The organism is Spirochaetae bacterium HGW-Spirochaetae-1 (genome assembly GCA_002839375.1).
GTDB lineage: Bacteria > Spirochaetota > UBA4802 > UBA4802 > UBA5550 > PGXY01.
The window spans coordinates 263,927-287,012 of record PGXY01000004.1 but is presented as its reverse complement, the minus strand read 5'-3'; the positions used below and the strand labels follow the sequence as shown (position 1 = coordinate 287,012).

The 23,086-nt window shown below is 45.9% G+C and carries 21 protein-coding genes; 12 read left to right on the top strand and 9 right to left on the bottom strand.

What is annotated here, in order from left to right:
* Positions 1 to 183 precede the first annotated feature (183 nt).
* From ispD to CVV44_09085, 5 genes are all read left to right on the top strand, one after another.
* Complete coding sequence (gene ispD, locus CVV44_09105) at positions 184 to 879, top strand: 2-C-methyl-D-erythritol 4-phosphate cytidylyltransferase (protein ID PKL39015.1); 696 nt, start codon at positions 184 to 186, stop codon at positions 877 to 879.
* Positions 830 to 1,390 carry a DUF4416 domain-containing protein gene (locus tag CVV44_09100; protein PKL39014.1) on the top strand — a complete coding sequence of 187 codons (561 nt, stop codon included), beginning with the start codon at positions 830 to 832 and terminating at the stop codon, positions 1,388 to 1,390. Before ispD ends, CVV44_09100 begins: the two co-directional genes overlap by 50 nt.
* Before the next feature lie 479 nt (positions 1,391 to 1,869).
* Positions 1,870 to 2,493, top strand: a complete 624-nt coding sequence (locus CVV44_09095; protein ID PKL39013.1) for a hypothetical protein — start codon at positions 1,870 to 1,872, stop codon at positions 2,491 to 2,493.
* 144 nt (positions 2,494 to 2,637) lie between these two features.
* Entirely contained in the window at positions 2,638 to 4,005 is a 1,368-nt protein-coding gene (locus CVV44_09090; GenBank protein PKL39012.1) for a hypothetical protein, read from the top strand.
* A 153-nt stretch (positions 4,006 to 4,158) separates the two neighbouring features.
* The gene (locus CVV44_09085) at positions 4,159 to 4,686 is read left to right on the top strand and encodes a DUF2867 domain-containing protein (protein ID PKL39011.1); all 528 of its coding nucleotides are present in this window, start codon (positions 4,159 to 4,161) and stop codon (positions 4,684 to 4,686) included.
* 70 nt (positions 4,687 to 4,756) lie between these two features.
* Here CVV44_09085 and CVV44_09080 read toward each other — a convergent pair whose 3' ends face one another.
* Genes CVV44_09080 through CVV44_09070 form a run of 3 tightly spaced genes read right to left on the bottom strand, consistent with a single transcriptional unit; the run spans position 4,757 to position 8,297 of the window.
* Positions 4,757 to 6,922, bottom strand: coding sequence for a hypothetical protein (locus tag CVV44_09080; GenBank protein ID PKL39010.1), 2,166 nt, complete (start codon positions 6,920 to 6,922; stop codon positions 4,757 to 4,759).
* Positions 6,922 to 7,758, bottom strand: a complete 837-nt coding sequence (gene pyrF / locus CVV44_09075) for an orotidine-5'-phosphate decarboxylase (GenBank protein ID PKL39009.1) — start codon at positions 7,756 to 7,758, stop codon at positions 6,922 to 6,924. The genes CVV44_09080 and pyrF overlap by 1 nt, the downstream gene beginning before the upstream one ends.
* The gene (locus CVV44_09070) at positions 7,755 to 8,297 is read right to left on the bottom strand and encodes an O-acetyl-ADP-ribose deacetylase (GenBank protein ID PKL39008.1); all 543 of its coding nucleotides are present in this window, start codon (positions 8,295 to 8,297) and stop codon (positions 7,755 to 7,757) included. Before CVV44_09070 ends, pyrF begins: the two co-directional genes overlap by 4 nt.
* Between CVV44_09070 and CVV44_09065 the strand changes: the two genes are divergently transcribed.
* The 3 genes from CVV44_09065 (at position 8,296) to CVV44_09055 (ending at position 10,844) form a co-directional block, all read left to right on the top strand.
* Positions 8,296 to 8,481, top strand: a complete 186-nt coding sequence (locus tag CVV44_09065) for a hypothetical protein (GenBank protein PKL39007.1) — start codon at positions 8,296 to 8,298, stop codon at positions 8,479 to 8,481. The genes CVV44_09070 and CVV44_09065 overlap by 2 nt on opposite strands.
* Positions 8,482 to 8,586: 105 nt before the next feature.
* The gene (locus CVV44_09060) at positions 8,587 to 10,056 is read left to right on the top strand and encodes a hypothetical protein (protein ID PKL39006.1); all 1,470 of its coding nucleotides are present in this window, start codon (positions 8,587 to 8,589) and stop codon (positions 10,054 to 10,056) included.
* 5 nt (positions 10,057 to 10,061) lie between these two features.
* Positions 10,062 to 10,844, top strand: a complete 783-nt coding sequence (locus tag CVV44_09055; GenBank protein PKL39253.1) for an inositol monophosphatase — start codon at positions 10,062 to 10,064, stop codon at positions 10,842 to 10,844.
* A 67-nt stretch (positions 10,845 to 10,911) separates the two neighbouring features.
* Here the strand turns inward: CVV44_09055 and CVV44_09050 are convergent, their stop codons facing one another.
* Together CVV44_09050 and CVV44_09045 are read right to left on the bottom strand one after the other, a co-directional pair.
* Positions 10,912 to 11,322 carry a putative toxin-antitoxin system toxin component, PIN family gene (locus CVV44_09050; GenBank protein ID PKL39005.1) on the bottom strand — a complete coding sequence of 137 codons (411 nt, stop codon included), beginning with the start codon at positions 11,320 to 11,322 and terminating at the stop codon, positions 10,912 to 10,914.
* 98 nt (positions 11,323 to 11,420) lie between these two features.
* Positions 11,421 to 11,651 carry a CopG family transcriptional regulator gene (locus CVV44_09045; GenBank protein PKL39004.1) on the bottom strand — a complete coding sequence of 77 codons (231 nt, stop codon included), beginning with the start codon at positions 11,649 to 11,651 and terminating at the stop codon, positions 11,421 to 11,423.
* Positions 11,652 to 11,865: 214 nt separating this feature from the next.
* On the opposite strand from CVV44_09045, the gene CVV44_09040 reads away from it, so the two are divergent.
* Both CVV44_09040 and CVV44_09035 read left to right on the top strand, forming a co-directional pair.
* Positions 11,866 to 13,794 carry a long-chain fatty acid--CoA ligase gene (locus CVV44_09040; protein PKL39003.1) on the top strand — a complete coding sequence of 643 codons (1,929 nt, stop codon included), beginning with the start codon at positions 11,866 to 11,868 and terminating at the stop codon, positions 13,792 to 13,794.
* A 482-nt stretch (positions 13,795 to 14,276) separates the two neighbouring features.
* The gene (locus tag CVV44_09035; GenBank protein PKL39002.1) at positions 14,277 to 14,969 is read left to right on the top strand and encodes a hypothetical protein; all 693 of its coding nucleotides are present in this window, start codon (positions 14,277 to 14,279) and stop codon (positions 14,967 to 14,969) included.
* 86 nt (positions 14,970 to 15,055) lie between these two features.
* On the opposite strand, the gene CVV44_09030 is transcribed toward CVV44_09035, so the two are convergent.
* From CVV44_09030 to CVV44_09015, 4 genes are all read right to left on the bottom strand, one after another.
* Positions 15,056 to 16,462 carry a hypothetical protein gene (locus tag CVV44_09030; GenBank protein ID PKL39001.1) on the bottom strand — a complete coding sequence of 469 codons (1,407 nt, stop codon included), beginning with the start codon at positions 16,460 to 16,462 and terminating at the stop codon, positions 15,056 to 15,058.
* Between the two features lie 14 nt (positions 16,463 to 16,476).
* The gene (locus CVV44_09025; GenBank protein PKL39000.1) at positions 16,477 to 17,238 is read right to left on the bottom strand and encodes a hypothetical protein; all 762 of its coding nucleotides are present in this window, start codon (positions 17,236 to 17,238) and stop codon (positions 16,477 to 16,479) included.
* Entirely contained in the window at positions 17,235 to 20,144 is a 2,910-nt protein-coding gene (locus CVV44_09020; protein ID PKL38999.1) for a hypothetical protein, read from the bottom strand. The genes CVV44_09025 and CVV44_09020 overlap by 4 nt, the downstream gene beginning before the upstream one ends.
* 265 nt (positions 20,145 to 20,409) lie before the next feature.
* On the bottom strand, positions 20,410 to 21,249 hold the full coding sequence (locus CVV44_09015; GenBank protein PKL38998.1) for a hypothetical protein: 840 nt from the start codon (positions 21,247 to 21,249) through the stop codon (positions 20,410 to 20,412).
* Between the two features lie 247 nt (positions 21,250 to 21,496).
* Between CVV44_09015 and CVV44_09010 the strand changes: the two genes are divergently transcribed.
* Positions 21,497 to 22,816: an exodeoxyribonuclease VII large subunit gene (locus CVV44_09010; protein ID PKL38997.1), complete on the top strand. Its 1,320-nt coding sequence runs from the start codon at positions 21,497 to 21,499 to the stop codon at positions 22,814 to 22,816.
* Positions 22,785 to 23,078, top strand: coding sequence for an exodeoxyribonuclease VII small subunit (gene xseB / locus CVV44_09005; GenBank protein ID PKL38996.1), 294 nt, complete (start codon positions 22,785 to 22,787; stop codon positions 23,076 to 23,078). The genes CVV44_09010 and xseB overlap by 32 nt, the downstream gene beginning before the upstream one ends.
* Positions 23,079 to 23,086 lie beyond the last annotated feature (8 nt).

Below are 23,086 nucleotides of genomic sequence, written 5' to 3'. Positions count from 1 at the left end.
TCAATCAATTTTTCTATCCGGCAAATTCAGCTGATTCTTCACCGTCAATCATGAGGTTACTGATTTCAGCATCGTTTTATTTCTTTACTTTTTTCAATACACTTCATACTACTTCAATAAGGGCGCCTCCATACATCATTATATGGAGGTGCCTAAAAAATCATTTTTCCGGGAAGAAAACACATGACCATCCATGCCATCATCCTGGCCGGCGGGCAGGGAACCCGCCTCGGCGCCGAAACCCCCAAACAGTTTCTCCCCCTGGGAGATAAACCCGTAATCCGCTGGTCCATGGACGCCTTCTCCGCAGTACGGGAAATTGACCATATCATCATCGTGTGTCCCCGGGAGCGTATCCCCTGGATGAAAGACCATGTGGCGGCGTGCCCTGAACCCAAGGTCCTGAAAATCACGGCCGGCGGAGCCACGCGCCAGGAATCGGCCTGGAACGCGCTGAACTGCCATGATTTTCACGACAACGATATACTCCTCTTCCATGACGCGGCGCGTCCCTTTGTGACGGTCGAAATCATCGCCAATTGCATACAGGAGGCCCGGAATACCGGGGCCTGCGGTGTATATATCCCGGCAACGGACACCATTACGGAAATAATCGATACCAGGGTCAGAGCCATCCCGCCCCGGCAGTACCTCTATCAAACCCAGACACCCCAGGCCTTCAGGTACGGTGTTATCAGGCACGCCCACGACCTGGCCCGCAGTTCCGGCAGCGGCACGGCCACGGACGACGTGTCCCTGGTCATGAGTTCAGGCTCCGCCGTTGCGGCTGTCCAGGGAAGTCCGGAAAATTTCAAAATAACCACGACCTTTGACTACGAGTTGGCGAAATGGATCGCGGAGAAGCAAAAACGTGGCTGAGCCATTAATTCCCGAAAAAGCAAAACTCTTCGCCGGCATCCTCTACAGGGATTCCGCCGATCTCTCCTCTATAGAAGAAAAACTGAATGAGCATTTCGGCCCTTCCGATCTCTGCAGCGGCCCCATCCTTTTCGACAACACGGAATACTACCGTGAAATCGGCGAGCCCCTGTACAAAGTACTCCTTTCATTTGAGAGACTTATGGATCGGGAGGAAATCGCCGCTATCAAGCTCCTCACCAATTCCCTTGAAGATATCCACTCCACGGGCGGGCAGCGCCGCGTCAATATTGATCCCGGGTACATGACCCTCGCCAATGTCTTCCTGGCCTCATGCAAGGACTTCTATCACCGCGTGTATCTGCAAAAGGGCGTGTACCTGGAAAATGAATACCACTATTCCGGAAAGCAGTTCCGGTTCTGGCCCTGGACCTATCCTGATTATAAAAAGACGGAATACCTGGAATTCTTTTACGAGATGCGGAGGATTTATTACCGGCAGGTGCGGTAGTAATATTTTACCTGATGAGAAAAAAGATAATTTGCCACAGAGGCACGGAGACACAGAGAGTTTGATTTCTTGATAAAGTTTAGCTGCAAGAAATATTTTATCTATTTGTTCAAATGGCATTTGTACCATCGTAAAATAGCATTCAATATAGAAAAAATATTGCCCTTAAAAACTCTGTGCCACTGTGTCGCTGTAGAACACTCTTTCCCAAAATTCCGGAAAGAGGGATATTTATCTCAATGATAAGAATTTTTACAAGAAGAGCGCGAAGGCCGCGAAGTATGTTCAGGGAACATCTAAAAATACATTTACTTTTGAATGCCTTTTATCATTCTTTTAAGCGTGGAATACAGAATTTAAAAATCATTTTCTACTATACATACGATTGTCGTTGACTTTTTAGAGCAATTTTTATTAATATTGTGCATATTTACGGAATATCTGTAGAAGAATTGTTAGGCTAATACAGGTAAGAAAATATGAATGATGATGAAAGAAAAAAAACATGGTTTTCATCTACAGTTATAATCTCTGTGGGATCTATAATTTTTTCATTAATCGCAATTGTTGTGTCCATAAGAAGTTGTTCAATATCTGAGAAAGCTTTGAATTTAACAACAGAAGATTTTATTGCTTCCAGATCTGCAATTTATAGAGGGACAATAAACAAAAGCAATGATAAACTTTTTCTTTCTACGATAGATACAAATATACAATTACAGTGCGCTGCAGTTCATCTACCTCCACAACTTGATAAAGACAAATGGAATATATCTCAACCTGATTTCATGCTATCTCTCGTAATCATTCGAGGTTATATTGAAGGCTACCTTGAAAAAAATGTACTCAGGGAAACAGGTTATGTGAAAATTTTTGATCAAACGAGTATACCAATAATAATTGGTTCATCATACATAGCCAAAGGCCAATCTTATTCAGATTTATCATTATATCAGCTTGTTTATACGGCTGTTGTGTCTGATGAAATTAATAAACGTCCAGAAGTGACATTTAAGGGCCTTATTTTTAGAGAGAGATTGCCTAGTAATACTGATCCTAAAGTATACCTTAAATCTCTTTGGACTAATTCTGAGAATAAATGAGAGCCGAACAAACAGGTGCACGGGAGCCTTGCGCTGGCGCTTCAGGCCTCGTGACCTTTAGCGTTAGATTTGAATTTGCAAAAACTTATTATGCGGCAAGAATATAGAAAAATATTCTAAAACAATTAATAAAGGAAAAATTTAATGAATAATGACATTAAATTGCCTGAGAAAGCTCCTCACTTTTTTGTCCGTGTAGCATTTGATTTCTTGCCTGAAATAGGTTATAAGGAAATTGTCTTACTATCTCAACTTGTAAAAGAATCTGAAATTAAGTCGGAAAAATACAAAGCTCTTATCGATTCCCTTATAAAATTACAATGGGCAAAAATTGCAGGTTTAGAAGCAATAGCTATAGAAAGTGGAATTTCAAAACAATTCGAAGAAGGTGTTCTTCCCTTTGACCCGGTAGGACAGGCGCAGCATTCAAAAGCAATTTTCGATTTCATTTCTCATGGAAAAGCATCTCTTGATTCTATAGGACTTTTCCTAAATAGTTATTTAAATCTTGGACGTCCGGAAAAAAAATGTGATTTAAGACACCATGCATTTCGTGAGGGAATAGCTAATTCAGATGATATAATTGGTTCTCACATAAAATCACTAGAAGTATGGCTAACTGAAAATAGACCTACCTCTGATAGTATTGTTGCAACACGTAATAGATGGATACATCAAATTTCTCCCCCTATTCAAGCAATATCACCTCCTGTTGAAATTGGTTATCTCCCAATTCCAAAACAATTAGATGGATATCCTAATCTTGATACACCATTAACTCAAAAATATTATTGGACAACTACTGATTTTATTGATTTTCATTTTAAAAAACTTAGTTTATTTTTTAATGCAATTATCAATAGATGCATTTCAATTGAAAAAGCTAAATTAACATCAAGTATTAACATCGAAGATAATCCTCACCGAATTTCATTTTTCCCTATGAGAAATACAAAAGATCAACAAGTAAAGATGAAAGTAAAATCTTGGAATCCAATATATTTCTTTAATGCGAATAAAATGCTAGAAGAGTTACCAGATAAAATACTAAGAACACTTTCAAAAGAGGAACAGGATATATTTACCAAAATAGCGAAACATAGAACATTGTATTTACCCGAGCCAAAGGAAATGTTTATTTTTATAAAAAATAATTCTTCTATTGGAATAAGTTCAAAAGATTTAGAAACACTCAAAGAAGTAGGATTGATTACAAATCGTAGTGTAAATTTAAAAAGTGATTCAACTTTGATATGTGGAAATAGAGGCTGGCGTATATCGTGGAATAATAATATTAAAGAGAAAACTATAAATGTAATAATAATCACAAAGCTAGGAAGGGAACTTGCTAACACATTTGAGTGGTTACATGATGAAGAATATACTACTGATATAATTAGGCTCTTTAACATGGAAGAAATTGACGTTCAATTAATAGCTATATCAAATTTCAATGGTTCAAATTTAAGTTATAATTATGATTTATTAGGTTTTTATCGTCATCAAGTCTAAGAGGAATTAATCACAATAAGAAAATAAATCTAACATTAAATCGAGCCTGATTCGACCCGCTTTATTTGAAGCAGTTCAACCATTCAGTTGAGATTAAACTGATTTGCTAAAGGAGTCTTCACCAGCGGTTCGCACAGCTCATTTTGTCGTTATATGAATCACAAAATGAATATAATTCAAAAATACAAAGAGTTTGAGATTTATTTCCAGAATGCGGATCATATCGATGTTAAAACCATTGAGAGTGATATCGATTTAAGAAGTTTCATTTCCGGAATGCTCTCTTACTATCCCTGGTGGATGGTTTCTCTGTATAGAATCAGGGAATTTCTTGTAGGCATCCTCGGGCTGGTTCGTCATGAAAAGCCGGAGATATTGCCCTCAATAAAACCGGAGGATCTTTCCTTTACGCCCGGCGAAAAAGCGTCATTCTTTATTGTGCGTGATGCAAAAGAGGATAAGTACTGGGTTTCAGAAACACCCGACGATAAACACTTAACGGCGTTATTCGGTGTCATAGCGGAAAAATTAAGTTCGAATTGTACACGGTATCACGTATTCACGTCCGTCAGGTATCTTCACTGGACCGGGCCGGTGTATTTCAACCTGATCCGGCCTTTTCATCACATGGTTGTATGGAGCATGATGAAGGCGGGTACAAAGAAACGCCAAATCACCTGACCGGGCTTTTGCCTTCGCGCTCTTCTCGTCCTTTCTGTAAACATGCATTATGGAAAAAACAAAGCGGTGATCACAGCTTCAGCGGCGCCTCTTCCATGATGCCTTCCCTGATGGTTTCCAGATAAGCGCCGCCGGCGCAGGAAATGTGCAGGTCGCGGAGGATATGATATTCCTCCTCAAGCTGCACGTTCCGGGCCAGGGCGGGAATTCCCACCTGGTCGAGAAAAAGAATGAGTCCGCTGATGATCTTGATCCGGTCCTTGAAATGGTGGAGCTTGCGGGAGATGTTCTCGGAAAAAATGCATACCCTGAAATCCATGATGGAAAGGTACCCCAGGATATCTGCGCCGATGAAGCAGTTATCGAGCCCGATGCTCACCGTACCGGGAAGCGACGCGGGAGTATTGATGTAGCCGGACTTCAATACGGCAGGTATACCGCTCTCATTGATGAGAATAACAAGCTCCCTTTCGCCGAAAACCCCCGCGGCTATATCAACGTATTCGTCAAAGGAAATGGATGATATCCAGGGAAGAAGAAGCGGCAGCCCCGTGTCCCCGGGAACGACGCCCCTGAGGGCGACAAGAAATGTCCCGAGACTCTCCCTGCCGGTAATGCTTTCCTCCAGAATCGCGCTGAAAAATGTATCGCGGGAAAGAGGCTCCTTCAGGGCCGGATACTGGTACAGGGGCTCCAGGAGATCAATGGAATAGAAATTCTTGATTTCCATGATTTCATGAAGGTCCTCTGATCCGCCGCCATTGCCCATGGTCTTCAGATAATTGATAAATTTTTCACTCTTGTCGGAATGGATACTCATTTCACCGCGTATGGCATTGATGGAACGGTACATGCCGTGGGGATTCATTCGTTCATACGGGATGATGCCGAAGGAACACTCCATATTCATGGAAAATTCACTGAGGCTGTATTGAATTGTCGTGCAGATTTCACGGCAAATTTCATTGAATCTTTCAGTATTAAGGGTGAAGTCAATTATACTGGGGAACAGCAGTAAAAACTCCCGGTCGAAAATATCGCTGTGCCCCACGTACATGTCCGTGGGGAATATGAGCTCTATGGATTTCTGTATGATAATGGAGATATTTTCGATGTCATAGTAATAGTTCTTCGTGCCGAAATATTTTTCAAAATCAAAAAGGGGCCTGAACCGGATCACGAGTACCCCGATACTGTTAAGCTCAAAATCAAGGTTCACCACGGTTTCCAGGAGCTGGGGCAGATACGGGAGTTTTGTGATAGAATCACAACCCCTGCTGTCGATGAATACCCCCCGGTTCGAACGAAGATATTCCCAGAACTTGTCATTCCTGGCCATGATGGGGCTGAATGAATAGATCCGGTTTCGGCCGTCTTCTTTGGCGGCGTACAGGGCCTGGTCCGATCGGGAAAGGAGTTCCGATATATTGGAAGCCATGGCGGGATATTCAGCGATCCCGGCGCTGAATGTCACGTAGAAAGTTGTCTTTTCTGTTTTAAAAGGCACGAGGGAAAAATCATGGAGAAGGCGTTCCATGACAACCTTCGCCTGGTCCGTATTGAACCCGGGAAAGAGAATAACGAATTCCTCTCCGCCGAAGCGGGCGGGGAAAAACGAGGAAGAGCTTCTTCCGCGAAGCATCTCGGCCAGTTTCTGCAGAACCTGGTCCCCCATCTGGTGGCCGTATAAATCGTTCACCCGCTTGAAAAAATCCAGGTCCAGAATAGCCAGGGCGATGGTCCCCGAATTTCTGACATCGGTCTCGTCATTGAATTTTTTGATAAACTCTTTTCTGTTATAGAGACGTGTCAGCTCATCGGTGATGGAGAGAAGATAGAATTCCCGGTACTTATGCAGCTTGGAGGCCACAAAGGCCCTCAGTTCCTCGCCGAGAAAGGGGTACTTGAGATAGGCATCGGCTCCCGCCTCTATGGCCCGGATACGCTGCTGCGTATTGTCCTTTCGGGATATCATGATAAAGGGTATCAGCTTGGTCTGGTACCCGCCCCGAATGTTATGCAGGAACTCGATGCCGCTCTTCTCCGGAAGATCACTGTCGGCAATGATCACTCCCGGCCGCTGGAAGGTCATGAAGCTGAAGGCTTCCGTGGCGTTTGCCGCCCGGGTCGCCGCGTATCCCGGGCCCAGAGAAAAAATTATTTCCCGGGCCAGTTTTTCATGGGACGTCACTATGAGAACGGTGTCCCGCGCCCTGTCCAGAGCGTCCCTGGTCATTACATGCTCCCTATCTCTTCATTGAGCTGTTTCAGGGCTTCAACTGCCGCGTCGGCATAATGAATACCGGGATTCTTTTTGTAGGCGTAATTGATGGCGCTGGAGGAATTAATCCGGTGAATGCGCATGTCGGGAAATTTTTTAAGGCTCCGGAGCACCTCCGCCAGGCTTCCACCCTGGGTTCCCACACCGGGAATCAGCAGGGGAACCTCTTTCCCCGACGCGATGAAAATAGAAGATATGGCGTCGAGCTGTTCGGGATAGGTGGCACCCACAACGGAACCCATACCGGGATGGTGCCATTTCAGGATCATGGCCGCCATGTATTCATAGAACGGAGCGCCGTTATACGAAACATCCTGTATTTCGCCGGAACTCTTGTTCGACGTCTTGGTTAGTATGTAGCTGCCCTTGTCGGGATATTCCTCGACAAAGGGACCGATGGAATCATATCCCAGATAGGGGGACAGGGTGACCGCATCGGCCTTGAAGTACTCATAGGCCTCGCGGGCATAGGCCTGGGCCGTTTTCCCGATATCACCGCGTTTCACATCGAGTATGACGGGAATGCCTTCCCTGGCGTACAGGCCCACGATTTTCTCCAGGGTCTCGATGCTCTTCAGACCGTACTGGGCATAGAATGCGTAGTTTGGTTTCACCGAACCGGGGAATACCTTTTTCTGGACAATTTTATCCAGGATGTTTTCGTAAAACCGCAATATGCACTCGGCCGGTTCCCCCTTTTCCGGAATGTCTTCCACAACCGGGTCCAGTCCAAGGCAGACAATACTGTCGAACCTGTCCGATGCTTCTTTCAGCCTTTCTGTATAATTCATATCCCGTCCTGCAGCTCCTTCACATATTTAACATAGCGAGAATAATTGTCATTATCAAAAAGAACGAAATATACATCAATCAGATATTCTTCCGATTTCATAAAATCAATCACCGTATCAACGGCAACACGGCATGCTTCATCGCGGGGATACCCGTATACCCCCGTGGATATGGCGGGGAACGATATGGATGTACAGCCCTTTTCCCGGGCCAGGTTCATGGAATTGTGATAAGAGCTTTGGAGGATATTCCTTTCACCGTCCTTCCCTCCCCGGTAGATGGGTCCCGGCGTATGGATGACGTACCGGGCCTTCAGGTTATGCCCGCCGGTGATACGCGCCTCTCCATGCCTGCAGCCACCCAGACCGCGGCATTCATTAAGGAGTCCCGGTCCGGCTGCCCGGTGGATGGCGCCGTCAACTCCGCCGCCTCCCAGAAGGGAGGGATTGGCCGCGTTGACAATGGCATCGGTCTCTTCCCCGGTGATATCCCCCTGTTTCACATGGATATGCCGTAGGATTTTTCCTGTATCATGCATGGGAAGCCTCCAATCCTTCTATCGGGAGGAATTGTTTCCCCCGTGTCTGCAGGGCCGGATACATACCTCTTCAATAGGGTATTCCGCGAAAAAAGCAACCAAAAAAGCGGAAAGCACGTCAAATATATCCAGGATGAATCGATTCAACAAAAAAAATTGCCTCTTTCTGCCGAAAATAAAATAATGCTGTATATATTACAGGTACATGCATATCATCTTCAACATAATAATTGATATGTGAAATACCTGGAATCAAACAGAACGATTTTTCACCGGACAGGAACAGCCCATGATCAAAAGAAAAAGATCGCTACTCTTTCTCCTCCTCACCGGCATATTCATGATGCTGCTGGGTGCTGCGGCGTTCTCCGCCGAAGACCCGCAGACCATGAATAAACGCGGTGTTGACCTGGGAAAAAAGAAAATGTACAAAGAGGCTATCGGTGAATTCGACCGGGCCATTGAAAAATACGATAAGGACTCCGCCATGGCCTTCCACAACAAGGCCTGGTCCTATGAGCTTGCGGGCAATGTCAAAGAGGCCATCGTCAACTATGAAGAGGCACTCCGCCGGCTGCCATCCCAGACCCTCTCCGGCGAAAAACTGGGTTTCATATATTATAAAACCGGTGATTACATCAACGCCGTCCGCATCGGCGAGCTGGTGCTGAAGTACGACCCCGACAACAAGGAGGTGCTGAAGTGGCTCACCGACGCCTACATGAAAAAGCTCCAGCAGGAACGGGAGATGAGGAAGGGGCAGGAGAAGGAAACCGTAAAGGACACGCTGGAGAAAGAAAAGGAACCGAAGAAAAAGCGTGAGGAAACTCCCATTATCGTCGCCACCCTCGATTTCATGATCCGCACGGGATATTACTTCGCCGGCAATAAGGGATACCGGTATGTCGCCGATGAAGGGGCCATTCTGAATGTCCCTGAAACGCTTTTCGTCCGCTTCACCCCCATCAAGGCCTGGGAATTCACCTTCATCGCCGAGAACCCCTACCTGGGGGCTCTGACCCCGCCGGAAATCATCACCCAGCAGGAAACCCTGGAGTCTCTGTACCGCCTGGGAAACTTCATGCTGGGCCTGGGATTCATCTTCAGCCAACACGAGAGCAGCAATCTCAGCTTCGGCATGAACCTGAAGGAGTGGGACTTTAAAACCGGGTTTCTCTTCGGTTATACAAAGGAGAAAATGCGCTTCGATATCCGCTTCTATCCCCGCTTCCTCCCCCATGACGGTGAGGCCAGTAAGGGACAGACCCTGGACTTTGACATGCTGGATTGGCGCTTCACCTATACTGTTGATAAAACGCTGAAATACTATACGATAATGTCCTTCAAGGACTATTATCTCTTCAACCACAGCGCGGCCACGCCCATCTCCGACTACTGGGGCGTCTATGATATCGGCCTGGGAGTCACGCTGGGAAATATCAGCCCTGCCAATGACTCCTTTGCCTGGGCCCTCACGATTGAGTACCGGCAGCGCTTTTATCTCCGGGACCTGGGGAACGAAGATCCCTATTCCATGGCTCCCAACGGCCAGGGATGGTTCGGCATGAACAAAGACAAGTGGGCCTCGGGCTCGCCCTTCTCGGGCTACCGGGCCATCGGTTCGGAATTGTCCGTGAGAGTAGACGAACAGGTGCTCCCCTATCTCTTCCTCTACCAGAAGTTCATTATAGAAATGGGCGATCTCAGCGAAGATCATCATGAAATCAATTTTCAGATCGGCGTGGGAGGAATGTACTGATTATGCTGCATGATATACTGAGCTTCGCCGATAAAACTGCCCGGGAAGCCGGCGACATCCTCATGGGAGGATTCCGGTCAAAGGATACGATCATTTCTTACAAAAGCAGAACAAACCTGGTCACGAACATGGACCGGGCATCGGAAGAATATATAGTTAAAAAGATAAGCGGCCGCTTTCCCGACCATACCATCATTGCCGAAGAGGGCAGCAGGAAAGAGACCAAGGGCGAATTCATATGGTATGTGGACCCCCTGGATGCCACTAATAACTATGCTCACGGCCTCCCCATCTTCTGCGTTTCACTGGGTGTTTATTCACGCGACATGAATTGTGTCGTGGCCGGTGTTATTTATGATCCCTTTCATGATGAGCTCTTCAGCGCCGTGAAAAACAACGGCGCCCATCTCAATGGTCATTCCATCCATGTATCCACTATTGATGACATCGGGATAGCCGTTCTGGCCACGGGATTTCCCTATGAAAAGGAAAATCCCGAGAAAAACAATCTCCGGCAGTTCAACCGCATCCTGCCCCATATACAGGGAATCCGCCGCATGGGTTCGGCAGCCATTGATCTTTCCTACGTGGCCTGCGGCAGGCTCGACGGCTACTGGGAATCGGAACTCTGCTCCTGGGACATGGCGGCCGGAAGCCTCATAGTCCGGGAAGCGGGAGGGTCCGTGACCCGCTATGACGGCAGCGCTGCAGACCCGGAATTCCCGCAGATCGTGGCCTCCAACGGGCTGATACATGCCAGGATACTGGAGTTTCTGGCCGAGGCGTGATTGTTGTAAATAATACTGAAAAGGTAATTGTGGTGAGATAACGAATTTACTATTAAACAAAGCTTCCTTATAAGCTTTTATCCTTCTTTGCTGTTTCCCAGAATTCCCGTGGCGTAACGATTTGTACCGCCTTATATTTCTTTATCATCAGCAGATCTTTGTCTCCTGTCACAATAAATTTCGCTGCGTTGTGATAGGCTAGACTGATGATCCCATCATCATCTTTATCTCTTGAAACGCTTTCAGGAATACGTGTATACTCTGACAGGATACAGAATTCTTTCAGGTAATCGACAATTTGCCGTATATTCCTGTCGGGCATTTTGAATTTCTTTTCCAGGTTCTTCGTCACTTCCCCAAGAATCTGTGTGCTGATAAGTACTTCATATTTCTCAACGGACAGTTCAAAAACAGCGGAGCACATGCCCCGTGTCGAGAAAGCGGCGATGATGATATTGCTATCAAGAACTATCTTCATGATATAAGGGAACCCCTATAAATTAGATTTTTGAAGTTCCCTTGTGGGCACAAGCATAGGTAAAATTAGGTTTTTTCATTTTTTGATTAATGAAAAACCTAATTTTTAGATGTGCCCATAATATCAAATACATCTTCATCGGTGAGAATTCCCTGGGCTTCGGCAAAGGGCAATACCATGTTATGCAACTGACGGAATCTGTTAATAGCCACATATCGACGTATCGATTCACGTACGAGATCACTGACTGGTTTATGTTCAGACTTGCTCAGTTCATCTAAATCCTTTTTCATTTCTTCCGGTATTCTTATGGTGATTGTCTGATTCATGACATCTCTCCTTATTAATATTGCGTAAGACAATGTAATACATTTTAACAGGATTGTCAACATAAATTAGAAAAATCACTATTTCCCCCTGTTCCGGTCCTTTTTCTTGAAAATCTCCCGGCTTATACCTTTTTTATTAATATCACCACGATCTTCACCATTGTTTCTCTCAATTGCCTGCACCGTCCTTAATATATAAAAAGGGGGTCCTGTCATGGAATTCAGAGAATTTAACAATCTTTACGAAATGCTGAAAAAGACCGTCGATGCCAGCCCGAAGGGAAAGGCCTACACCTGGTTTCCCCAGGCGGGAAAAACAGAATCCATAACCTGGCAGGGCTACCTTGGCGATATTCGGAAGGCGGCAAAAAGCCTCATAGCCCTGGGAGTAAAAAAAGAAGACAAGGTCAACATCATCAGCTATACGAACTACCGGTGGATACTCATGGACATGGCCATCACCGGTATCGGCGCCTGCACCGTGGGCATATACCAGACGCTCCTTGCCGGGGATTGCCGATATATCATCAACCATTCCGATGCCGTGCTCATCTTCGTGGAGAACGAGACCCAGCTTCACAAAGTATATGAAATCAAAAGTGAAATTCCCCTTATCCGGAAAGTAATACTCCTGAATGGTTCGTATGAGGGAGATGACTGGGTCATATCCTTTGATGATTTCATGAAACTGGGCGAAGTGGTCCCTGACAGCGATCTGGAAGCCATGCTCAGTGCGGTCCGCCAGGATGATATTGCCACCCTGGTGTACACCTCGGGCACCACGGGCGTTCCCAAGGGCGCCATGCTCACTCACGAAAACGCCATCATATCTCCACAGATCGTTCAGGGAAGCCTTCACCTGCAGGGCGACGAGGAACAGTTCGTCTTTCTCCCCCTGGCGCACATCTACGCGCGCCTCATCGTGTACACGGCGGTTCTCATGAATATTCCCGTTACCCTCTCGCGGAGCATGGACACCATCGTCGAGGATATTAAAATCGCCAGGCCCCACTTCTTCTGCAGTGTCCCGCGGATATTCGAGAAGGTCTATTCGAAGGTACTCTCGGGAGCCGAGGCCAAAGGCGGGGCAGCCCTGAAGATATTCAACTGGGCCAGGTACACGGGCTACCAGGTAAGCGACTGCCTCCTCGATGATATACCCGTTCCGCTTTCACTGCGATTTAAATATGCCCTGGCTTCAAAGCTTGTGTTCAGCAAACTGAAGGATGCCCTGGGAGGCAGGATCCGCTTCTGTGTCAGCGGCGCTGCCCCGCTTGAACCATCCATCGCGAAATTTTTCCATGCCGCCGGCATTTTAATCCTGGAAGGGATAGGCATGACGGAAAACATGTCTTTCAGTCATGTGAACCGATTTGACGATTACCGTTTTGGCTGGGTAGGCCTCCCTGGACCCGGTGTGGAGCAAAAAATCGCCTCCGATGGAGAAGTGCTCCTGCGGGGACGAAACGTAATGAAGGGGTATTATAAAATGCCTGAAGAGACTAAAGAGGCCCTGACGGAAGACGGCTGGCTCCACACCGGGGATGTGGGAGAAATAGATCGCAGGGGATTTCTCCGTATCACGGGAAGGAAAAAGGACCTTATCATCACCTCGGGAGGAAAGAATATCGCACCCTCGGCAATCGAGGGTCTCCTGGCAACATCAAAATATATCAGCCAGGTCTGTGTGATAGGCGACCGAAGGAACTATCTCTCAGCTCTCATAACGCTTGACGAAGGAAATATCAAAGACTATGCCCGCGGCAGGGATTTGAAACATGATAATTTCGAGTCTCTCATGCGGAACAGGGAAATATACTCCCTCATAGGGCAGGAAATCGATGAAAAAAACAGGAGCCTGGCATCCTTTGAGTCCATTAAAAAATTCGCCATTGTTCCCGAATTTACCATTGAAAATGATCTGCTCACACCAACACTTAAAGTGAAGCGCAATAAAGTTGTCAGCAGGTATGCGGCTATCATTGATACCCTCTATAAAGACGAAATTAATCCGACGCAGGAGGAAAAAGAATTTATTGAAAGAAGAAAACTTCGGGACAGAAGAAGAGCGCCCCTTGATTCCTGGGTATCAAAAACTTTTGAGCGAAGAATCATGGAAAGAAGAACGGCTGCTTCTTTATAGACTGAACAGTACATTCCCCCTGCATGATAAATAAATTAACATGCAGTGAGGATGTAAGCTGCGTGCCGAATCAAATTTAATTACCAGTCAATTCCCCAGTTATCGCTGTATGCTGCGTGTTCACTTTCATTACGTGCCATCTCAGCATCGGGTGCATTGAAACTGTCATCATGAGTTGTTTCCTGTTGAACAAAGCGGTTCACCACCGCGTCTACAATATGCACAGCACTCCCTGGATATATTCTTTCAGCCATGACGCACCTCCCCCGCTGCCATTAATATAATGAGATTCCCTGCCAATTCAAAAAATTTCATCAAAGTGCATATTATTCCTTGAAAAATAGTGGAATCTGCCCATATTATTCGATTTTCTCTTGCATTTCTACGGTACATTTATTAAATATATAATATACAAGGTTTCTTTACATATAAAAATATTAACCGAATCACTGATCATGTATCATTCATAAGAGAGGGACACCATGGCAACAAAGAAGAAAACAGCGAAGAAAAAGGCCCCGGCTAAAAAACCGGCAGCCAAACCAGCGGTAAAAAATATTAAAGCGGCGCCGGCAAAAAAAGCTGTATCGAAAAAAGCTGTAAAAAAAACCGTACCGAAAAAAGTGGAAAAGAAATCTGCTGTAAAAAAGCCAGCGGCACCCCGCAAACAGGCACAGCCTTCGCAGATGAAACCCATCTGGGAAGAACCCGCAACATCATCGCCTCAGGTCGTTGCAATGCCGGCAGAGGAGAAGGAATCCTCATCAAAGGGTATTATCATAATCATTGCCCTCATCGTCATTGGAGGAATTCTGTATTTCTTCTATAAACCGCAGATCAGCAGCCTGATTACCAAGGAACCGGCAAAAATCAGCGAACCATCGGTTATCAGCACACAGAATGAAACTCCTGGTGAGACACTCAAAAAACTTGAAAACGAGGAGCCCGTTGCACCACCGGTTAAAAAGGCTGAGCCCGTCGTCAAACCCGTGATAGATGATGATAACTATTACTATGATGTCCAGCCCAAGGATAATCTTGTCGACATCAGCCAGAGATTATACGGCAGGTATGACAGGTGGCGGGAAATTTATGCGGCCAATAAAGATAAAATTACGGATCCCAAGGTTATCCACATCGGCCAGAAACTGCTGATTCCCGGCATGAAAAAATAAGTATTATTATTCACGGAATCGCGTTATACATGAAGAGCCGCGTTGCAACGCGGCTCTTCGTGTATAACGCGATCTTCCACCTTCAATTAAAATAAATAGCTCATACGGACTTCAATAACATCCTTGTTTTTGAAGTATTCGAAAAGATCATCGTCATTCCCGAAAAAAAACATCCCCCGGAATGCAAGCTCACAATTTTGCATGAACTTCCAGGCCACTTCTCCGCTCAGCAGTCCCCCGGGCAGAATCGCTATGGGCCGAAAGACCGTACCGCCCCGTACCGTAAGCCGCTTGTCAAAAAATGAATCCTGAAGAAATATCACCATGAGATAACTGAGGGCCGGATAGTTGTAATCAGTCATATCCCTGAGATACAATCCCTGGGTCCACTCCAGGAGGATCATGCCATTGGCTCCCCATATGTTCCAGTCGGCCCCCAGGGTATAGGCAAAGTAGGGAACACGATCGATGGAAGCCAGCTCCCCGTCGGAAGCATCATTTGACATGGCCAGGATAACACTGTCCACATCATCATCGGTCACCTTTTTCATGGCTCCCATATCGGGCGTTACAACTGATTCATACCTGAGCGTCACCTTCCTGATGACCCTGGAAAACTCAAGGCCGATGGAATTTACCCGCATGTATTCCAGACTGCTTTCCCTTTTTACCTCATCATAGCCTATAACACCGGCAGTTAAGGAGCCTGTTTCTATCATTGTTGAGTTGATAAGTACATTGGAGCTATAGCCGTTAAAATATGATATAAAGGCATCAAACCCCTGCATGGTCCCGCCCACCCGTGCACCCGCCGATGATTTCGTCATATCGTAGCGGACCGAATCATTGTAGATGAACTCCGTTTCATAGGGTTTATGATCTTTCAGCGCCCAGAATCCCCTGGGCACAATAACGGGATACTGCATTGGGCACCAGGCCGCTTCAACGGCCAGTTCACCGAAAATATATTTCAGGGAAAGGGCTGCAACGCCCCGCGTGATATCAGAGGGATCCTTGGCAAGGGACTCGGATAAATCGAGCCGGTTGAAAAAACCCGTGACCCCGAAAATTTCAGCGTTTCCCCAGGCAAAGCGCTGTATGCCCAGCTTATACTGGAACCGGTCGCCACCGGCAACATACAACTCGGCGGCCTCAATACGGTTCCGGGGAAAGGTATCTTTGAAATGCTGGATTGGATAGTAGAAGGCGTCAACGGAAGCCTTGGCGGAAAAAGTGCCGCTGCTGTACTGTGTATTCAGTCTTCCCCTTCCCTCTAATTTTACCACCTCGTACTCTGAAGCATCGGCGCTGAAGGGAAGGGCAAGCTGGAGACTGCTGCGAAGAAATCCGTTTATCTCCCAGGAATTTTTTTCCTCCTGGATATCGGAGGAAGCACTATCGCCCAGCAATTCCCGGTCCAGTTCTTCCTCGGTCTGGGCACCGGCAACGGAAGCCGCCAGTACCAGTAGTACTACCATGGCTATTCTTTTCATTGATCGCAACAGAGTCAAAAACCCGATCGTTTCAGTTCATTGTCCGACACGGGACTATTATAATTGATGGATTTTATGTAGATAATGCTCTTACCCAGGCCATCAGCCCGTTCCATTGTTATTTTCCTGGGTGTGGATATCCCTGAAATATTTTCAATCTTTTCAAGGATAAGTGTCTTGGTATGTTTTCCCTTTTCAAAAAGTTCGACACGGCGAACGATATAGTCGTCTTTACCGACATACAGAATACTGCTGCTGTAAACTCCATTGGGATTTCCGCTCCCCTGAATCCTGTAGCAGGGAACGCCCTCGACTTCCCCTTCTCCCAACAGCGTGTAGGTGACATTTTGCCTTTCTGTAACACCGCCTATATCAACGTTATAGAAGTGGGAGTTCAGCCAGGTATTTCCTTTCTCTCCCTGGGGCACCTGGCGGATACGGCCATTGGAAAGCTTCAGCCACTGGGTGCTTCCTCCGCCCTTTTCATGTACCACCAGGAACTCCATGCTCGTTCCTTCTTTAAACATAATCCGCACTCTTGACTCATTGCCGTAATCTTTAAAGATACCGTCAAATTTCAATACATCACGGCGCTCTCCTTTTACGATCAGCAGAACGGCTGACTGGATTATCGTCATGGGTTTTTTTAGTGCCTTTACCTTCTCCATTATCTCTTTTCCGTCAATGGCGAAAGAACTGTTCACGCCTGAGAATATGGTGAATAGTACTGTTGTAACAATAAGTATCTTTTTCATATTTGCCCCCGAAATTTTCATTTATCAATCTCAAAAATGTTCTTAAAGTTAATTATTTTAAAAATCTTCCAATCCAGCTCCTGATCAACATTCAGGTTAAAGTAAAAAATAATACCAGGCAGAAGAACAAGAGCAGAAACGGTGGATATAACCATGGTAAGGACCATTAATATTGCAAGATAAAAAATTGGCAGAAACTCTGAAAGGAGTAAAACAGCAAAACCGAAAATAAGGGCCAGCGACGTATATACAATGGCGATACCGGCCTCCCTGTAGGCAAAATCCATGGCCTCGGCAAGGGGAAGCCCTTTGTGCAAGTGAAACTTCAGGGTTTTCAGCATATGGATTGTATTATCGACACCGATACCAATGGCAATAGCGGCGAGAAGCGACTTTGATATATCGAGAGGAATTCCCGTGTAGCCCATGATGCCGTACGTGACAACGATGGCCATTGAAATGGGGATAATGGAAACCAGGGCCGCCTTGATATTTCTGAAAAGAAATAGAATCAGGAGCATGACGAGAGTCAGCGTTATGAATATGCTCTGCAGCTGACCATCGATAATCATACGGGAAATGACCATAAAATTCATTGATTCCCCCAGTAAAAACCACCGGTAATTCCGTAAATCAGGATCATTGCCGATATACTGTGAAATTGCTTTTCGGGATATATCAACAAGACGGGAAGAATAGAGACGCCCGTCGATGGAACCAACGCGGACCAGGATATTGGCATACCGAAATTGCGTGTCTACGAATGATTCCATGACATCGACCCGGCCGTCGGAATTTTCATCGGTGTCGGAATAAAGCCGCAGGTAATCAGTTATGGTCTGCCGGGAATCGGGGATGGTATAATAGTCGGGATCTTCATTATGCATAGCCTTGTTTATTCTTTTAATGAAATCACCATAGGCCGTTGTATGAAGCATCTGATACTTTTCCCTGTTTTCAGGTGAAGTCAGCCATTTTCTTACTTTTTCCATATTTCTAAGAAAGGCCGGATCATTGACGCCGTCTTTTTTCCCCGAGTCAAACACCAGGTTCATGGTCAGGCTTCCATTGAAATACTTGCCCATCATGAATTCCGCTTTATACAGGTATGAATCCTTTTTAAAATTATTCATGGGCGTGGATTCCAGTTTTATTTTACTGATCCCCACGGCGCCAACGGCAAACAAAATGCATGAGACAACAATAACTTCCCGTCCCCTCTTCTGGCTTAGATGGTCAAAAACGATAATGATTTTCCCCACCAGACGGTTACGCTTGATATCATCGCCCGCCGGTAATTTACCGCTACCCTGCGGGTTTTTCAGAAGCAGGAGAACCACGGGAATCAGAGTAACAGCAGCAATCATCGCGAGCAAACTGCCCAGTGCCGAAAAGATACCAAGGTGTTTCAACGAAATCAGTTCACTGACCGCAAGCGTAAAAAAACCGATTGCCGTTGTCAAAGCCGCAAGAATTACCGTGGATGATATATGATTCATCGACTTGACGAGTCCGAGTTTCTTATCAGCGGCAATAATCGTGTCACGGTCATGGAGATACTGTGTATAGACATGTATGGCATAGGAACTGCCCACGGCAACAAGCAGTGCCGGCAGCATATTGACCATCACTGTAATGGGTATTTTAAAAAAGCCCATGATGCCAACCACCCAGATCGTGCTGACCGTTACCGACAGCGCCGGAAGGATGACCCCGCGCGGCGATCTGAAATTAAGGAAAAAAGTCATGACAATTACAAAGAGCACCAGGGGAATAAGCGTTCTCAGATCCTTGTTCATATAATCGAATATAAACTTTTCATAGACCGGGATTCCTACGGGGGTAAGCTTCAGAGTTTTAGTTTCATTTTTCTTAATCGCGGCATATAAGTAGCTGAAAATTTCCGTGTGTGTCTTGATGGGACGCAGAACAATGCCTAGTGCCAGGGATTGAATATCACCACGCGGGTCCAGAGAATAAAGGACTGACTCATAGGCCGGGTTCAGTATAAGTGTTTTCTTCAGCCGGTTAAACTCTTCTGCCGATTCAGGGATCTTTATTTCCCCGTTTGCTTCCACGGGAAGAAACCTTCTCAGCGTTATCCTGTCCTTCTCTCCATGAATATCACCGCCGGTCAGGGGATTCAGCATCATCTTTATGATTCTCATTGATTTATAGAGATACAGACTCTCCCATGATTCTACAATAAGGCGGTATTCTCTTTTTGTCAGGATCGTATCATCGGTCATATGCCCAAAAGAATGTTTTTCTATGATCGTATCCAGCTGACTTACTGCGGCTGTCCCCAGTGCCTTTTTTATATCCCTCAATGAAACAGGTACATAGCCACTGTAATCATATTCGTTTCGTTCCCGTATCGCATTGGCATAAAATTTATTTTTCGTGATCGGTTGCGAAATATCCCAGATATCTTTCTCCGCACTTTCTGCTTCAGGTTTTTCCGTATGATCATCACCAAAAATCTCGTTGTCGAGCTGTTCTTCCAGCTTGTCAATATCGCCGGTATCAGCTTTTTTTTCCGTAATCGGTTTTCCTTTTATGCGTATTTCCGCTTTACCGGCATCAAGAAGACTTTGCAGTCTCCTGTTCTCTTCAATCTCATTAAATTTCTGATATTCCTGCAGTTCCAGTACAAGATTCTTCAGATGCTGAAAGTTCTCTTTTGAAAACAGTTCGCTGCCTTCCCCGGCCTGTATCGCCGTCAGGACGTAGGTATTGACATCACTGAATATTTTTTTTGCCTGTTGATTATATCTATACACCTCGTTATTCTTAGGCATCATCGCATCTGTGGAAGTATCAAACTTGACCTGCAGCATTCCCACTATGGCAATAGCGGTAAGCAACACAATAGACGCGATAGTAAGCCGGGGATATCGCATTATCAACTCAACCCATCTCTTCATAAAGCCATTCCTTGCTATTCAGTATTTTCAACTATGCTGATTCTATTTCCGAAAAATTTTGATAAAAAACACTTTGACGGCATTCTTTTCCTGAACGCCATAGAAAAGAGAAACATGCCATGTGTTTTTTCCTGGATTATTATAATATACAATAAAATTTAAAAAACTCCAGCCCTAAATATTAAGGAGTCACCCTCCTCATTGTGCAGAAGCCTCTCTGGTGGAGCATAATATTGAACGGATTTCATTGGACAGGTAAGGAAGGTCAGAGGTCCCGAATTTTATTCACAATAATCTGCCCGGCTTTTGCACTGTGAGTCTCCTTGTTACTGGCAAGTTCCACGTATTCCGCCCGGGGTATAATGGTGAGGAACTGCCTCACCTCATCGGTGCTGTGAAGCGTATCATCGGCAGCGCCGATGATGAGACAGGGAACGGTTATATTTTTCAGGCTGTCCCATATCTTATAGTTTTTAAGGGCCATGGCGTTTTTTTTCAGCTTATAGGGATCGGCCTCATCCAGTGTATAATTATACTTACGACTCTGTTCCTCTTCCTTTACGCGGAATGTTTTGAGATACCATTTAACAAGAGGCTTGATGATACTATAGCTCGAAACAGGTATACCGGGCAATATCACGGCAAAGAACTTCGGGAATCGGAATTCCGACAGGGGACTGATGAGAATAGAACAGAGGGGATCGCGATATCGCATGGTGCAATATTCCATGATTACTGTAGCGCCAAGGGAACTGCCGGCAAAAATGAATTTCCGGTTACGGGGAATTACGGCATCCACCACCTCCTTGAGGTCCAGCTTCAACCGTTCAATGTCATAGGTGATATTTCTGGTCCGTGGAGCAAGGGAGGATTTTTTTTCCCGGGACTCAAGATAGATCGTATGATACGTACCCGTTATCTCCCGGAGAACCTCCTTCCATCCTGAAATATGTGATATCCATCCAGCCACAAATATAACAATGGGCTTCTTTTTATCATCATTCTTTGGAATAAACTCTATTATCTTAAGTGTTACACCATCGGATATATTGACCGTCCTCTGATCAATGGCCGTACCTGGTCCCGTATACTCAGTGTAGTCCATGTGCAATCCTCATTAATGGAATATGCTGTCATCTTTGCCGGTAAGTACACATATAATTTGGAAATTTTGCAATTCTTTTTTAAGGAAGACCTTGTTTGTATCAAGAAGAAACCGGGGCAAAACAAATACCCGAAACGCACGTAATACTATAACTGGCGGTCATCGCCGCTGAAATCAAAATTTGTTTCCGCCCGTTAAAAAATTTTTTCATTGCCAGAATTAAAGGTTATACGACATAATAACAACCATGGAAAACGATTTCGAACAGCACGTGTACACCGTATCGGAGCTCACCAGGGAGATCAAGGGGGTGCTGGAGCTGAACCCTGCCTTCACCGGCATATGGGTCCGTGGCGAGGTATACAACCTCACCTATCACTCCTCGGGACACATCTATTTCACCCTGAAAGACGACAATGCCCTGGTCCAGGCTACCTTTTTCCGCTACGCCAACAAGGGACTTAAATTCAAACTGGAAGAGGGAATGAGCGTCATAGCCCTGGGCGGTATAACCGTGTTTGAAAAAAGGGGATCCTATCAGCTCAATGTTACCGCAATCCGGCTTGAAGGGATCGGCGAGCTCCAGAAAATGATTGAACAGTTGAAAAAAAAGCTCGCCGCTGAAGGTATTTTTGACCCGTCTCGAAAAAGAGACCTCCCTTTCCTCCCGCGCAGGCTCGGCATTGTCACCTCTCCCACGGGAGCTGCCCTGCGCGACATTATCAAGGTGGCTCTGCGTCGCTTTCCCAATCTGGAAATTGTTCTGGCGCCGGCCAAGGTCCAGGGCGATGATGCCGCCGCAACCATCGTCAGAGGCATCGAGGAGCTGAACAGGCCAGAGCATGCCATCGACATCATAATTGCCGGCAGGGGCGGCGGTTCTTTCGAGGACCTCATGCCCTTCAATGAAGAACCGGTCGTGATGGCCTTCTTCAATTCCCGGGTCCCTATCATATCCGCCGTGGGTCACCAGATTGATCATCCCCTGAGCGATGACGCTGCTGATGCATTTGCGCCCACCCCGTCGGCCGCTGCTGAAATAGCCATACCGGTGAAACAGGATCTCGTTGATGAAATCAACTATTACCTGGCCAGGACCGATACGGCCCTGTCAGGATATTTCAGACACCTGAAACTGCAGCTCCAGGGTGTCACTACCCGCCGCATCTTTACAGAACCCATGGACATTGTTACGCGTTATACCATGCTCCTGGCCGATACGGAAAATCGCATCCTTTCAGCCATGAAAGACATGGTCGCTGAAAGAAGAAAATCACTGCTCACTATCCCTAATATCATGATGATAATGCGGTCCTGCTTGCAGAAAAAAACACATCAGTTCCATATGGCCCTCCAGGCCATGGAAAAACTTTCCCCGCTCAATGTCATGCAGCGCGGATACTCTATAACCCGAGACAGTAACGGCAGCATACTTAAAAGCGTTGATGATACGGCACAGGGTAAAAGTCTCCTGGTACAGATTATTGACGGTACGCTGTACTGTTCAGTAGATTCAATTCAGAAAGGAGGAATAGGTGGAAAAGAAGCAAAAAAAAGAAAACCTTAAATTCGAAACAGCCCTGAAAGAACTGGAGCTCATTGCCTCAAAACTTGAAAGGGGGGAATTGGACCTCGATGAGTCCATCGGGGAATTTGAAAAAGGCATGCAATATGCAAAATTCTGTCACGATAAGCTGGAAGAAGCGGAACGGAGAATAGAAATTCTTCAGAAGGGAGAAAACAGCTCCGTAGAAAAAAAGGCCGTAAGAATTAAAAACGAGACCGGTGAAATTGAAGAAGACGAGGAGCTACAGGGATCGCTGCTGTAGCTCCCGCT

What these genes read in the sequence shown, in the direction of transcription:
- CVV44_09010 (PKL38997.1), top strand. Translation starts at nt 21,497, where the DNA reads ATGGAAAACGATTTCGAACAGCACGTGTACACCGTATCGGAGCTCACC.
- CVV44_09085 (PKL39011.1), top strand. Translation starts at nt 4,159, where the DNA reads ATGAATCACAAAATGAATATAATTCAAAAATACAAAGAGTTTGAGATT.
- CVV44_09090 (PKL39012.1), top strand. Translation starts at nt 2,638, where the DNA reads ATGAATAATGACATTAAATTGCCTGAGAAAGCTCCTCACTTTTTTGTC.
- CVV44_09040 (PKL39003.1), top strand. Translation starts at nt 11,866, where the DNA reads ATGGAATTCAGAGAATTTAACAATCTTTACGAAATGCTGAAAAAGACC.
- CVV44_09060 (PKL39006.1), top strand. Translation starts at nt 8,587, where the DNA reads ATGATCAAAAGAAAAAGATCGCTACTCTTTCTCCTCCTCACCGGCATA.
- CVV44_09080 (PKL39010.1), bottom strand. Translation starts at nt 6,922, where the DNA reads ATGACCAGGGACGCTCTGGACAGGGCGCGGGACACCGTTCTCATAGTG.
- CVV44_09070 (PKL39008.1), bottom strand. Translation starts at nt 8,297, where the DNA reads ATGCATGATACAGGAAAAATCCTACGGCATATCCATGTGAAACAGGGG.
- CVV44_09050 (PKL39005.1), bottom strand. Translation starts at nt 11,322, where the DNA reads ATGAAGATAGTTCTTGATAGCAATATCATCATCGCCGCTTTCTCGACA.
- CVV44_09045 (PKL39004.1), bottom strand. Translation starts at nt 11,651, where the DNA reads ATGAATCAGACAATCACCATAAGAATACCGGAAGAAATGAAAAAGGAT.
- CVV44_09065 (PKL39007.1), top strand. Translation starts at nt 8,296, where the DNA reads ATGGGAAGCCTCCAATCCTTCTATCGGGAGGAATTGTTTCCCCCGTGT.
- CVV44_09030 (PKL39001.1), bottom strand. Translation starts at nt 16,462, where the DNA reads ATGAAAAGAATAGCCATGGTAGTACTACTGGTACTGGCGGCTTCCGTT.
- CVV44_09035 (PKL39002.1), top strand. Translation starts at nt 14,277, where the DNA reads ATGGCAACAAAGAAGAAAACAGCGAAGAAAAAGGCCCCGGCTAAAAAA.
- pyrF (PKL39009.1), bottom strand. Translation starts at nt 7,758, where the DNA reads ATGAATTATACAGAAAGGCTGAAAGAAGCATCGGACAGGTTCGACAGT.
- CVV44_09020 (PKL38999.1), bottom strand. Translation starts at nt 20,144, where the DNA reads ATGAAGAGATGGGTTGAGTTGATAATGCGATATCCCCGGCTTACTATC.
- CVV44_09095 (PKL39013.1), top strand. Translation starts at nt 1,870, where the DNA reads ATGAATGATGATGAAAGAAAAAAAACATGGTTTTCATCTACAGTTATA.
- ispD (PKL39015.1), top strand. Translation starts at nt 184, where the DNA reads ATGACCATCCATGCCATCATCCTGGCCGGCGGGCAGGGAACCCGCCTC.
- CVV44_09025 (PKL39000.1), bottom strand. Translation starts at nt 17,238, where the DNA reads ATGAAAATTTCGGGGGCAAATATGAAAAAGATACTTATTGTTACAACA.
- CVV44_09015 (PKL38998.1), bottom strand. Translation starts at nt 21,249, where the DNA reads ATGGACTACACTGAGTATACGGGACCAGGTACGGCCATTGATCAGAGG.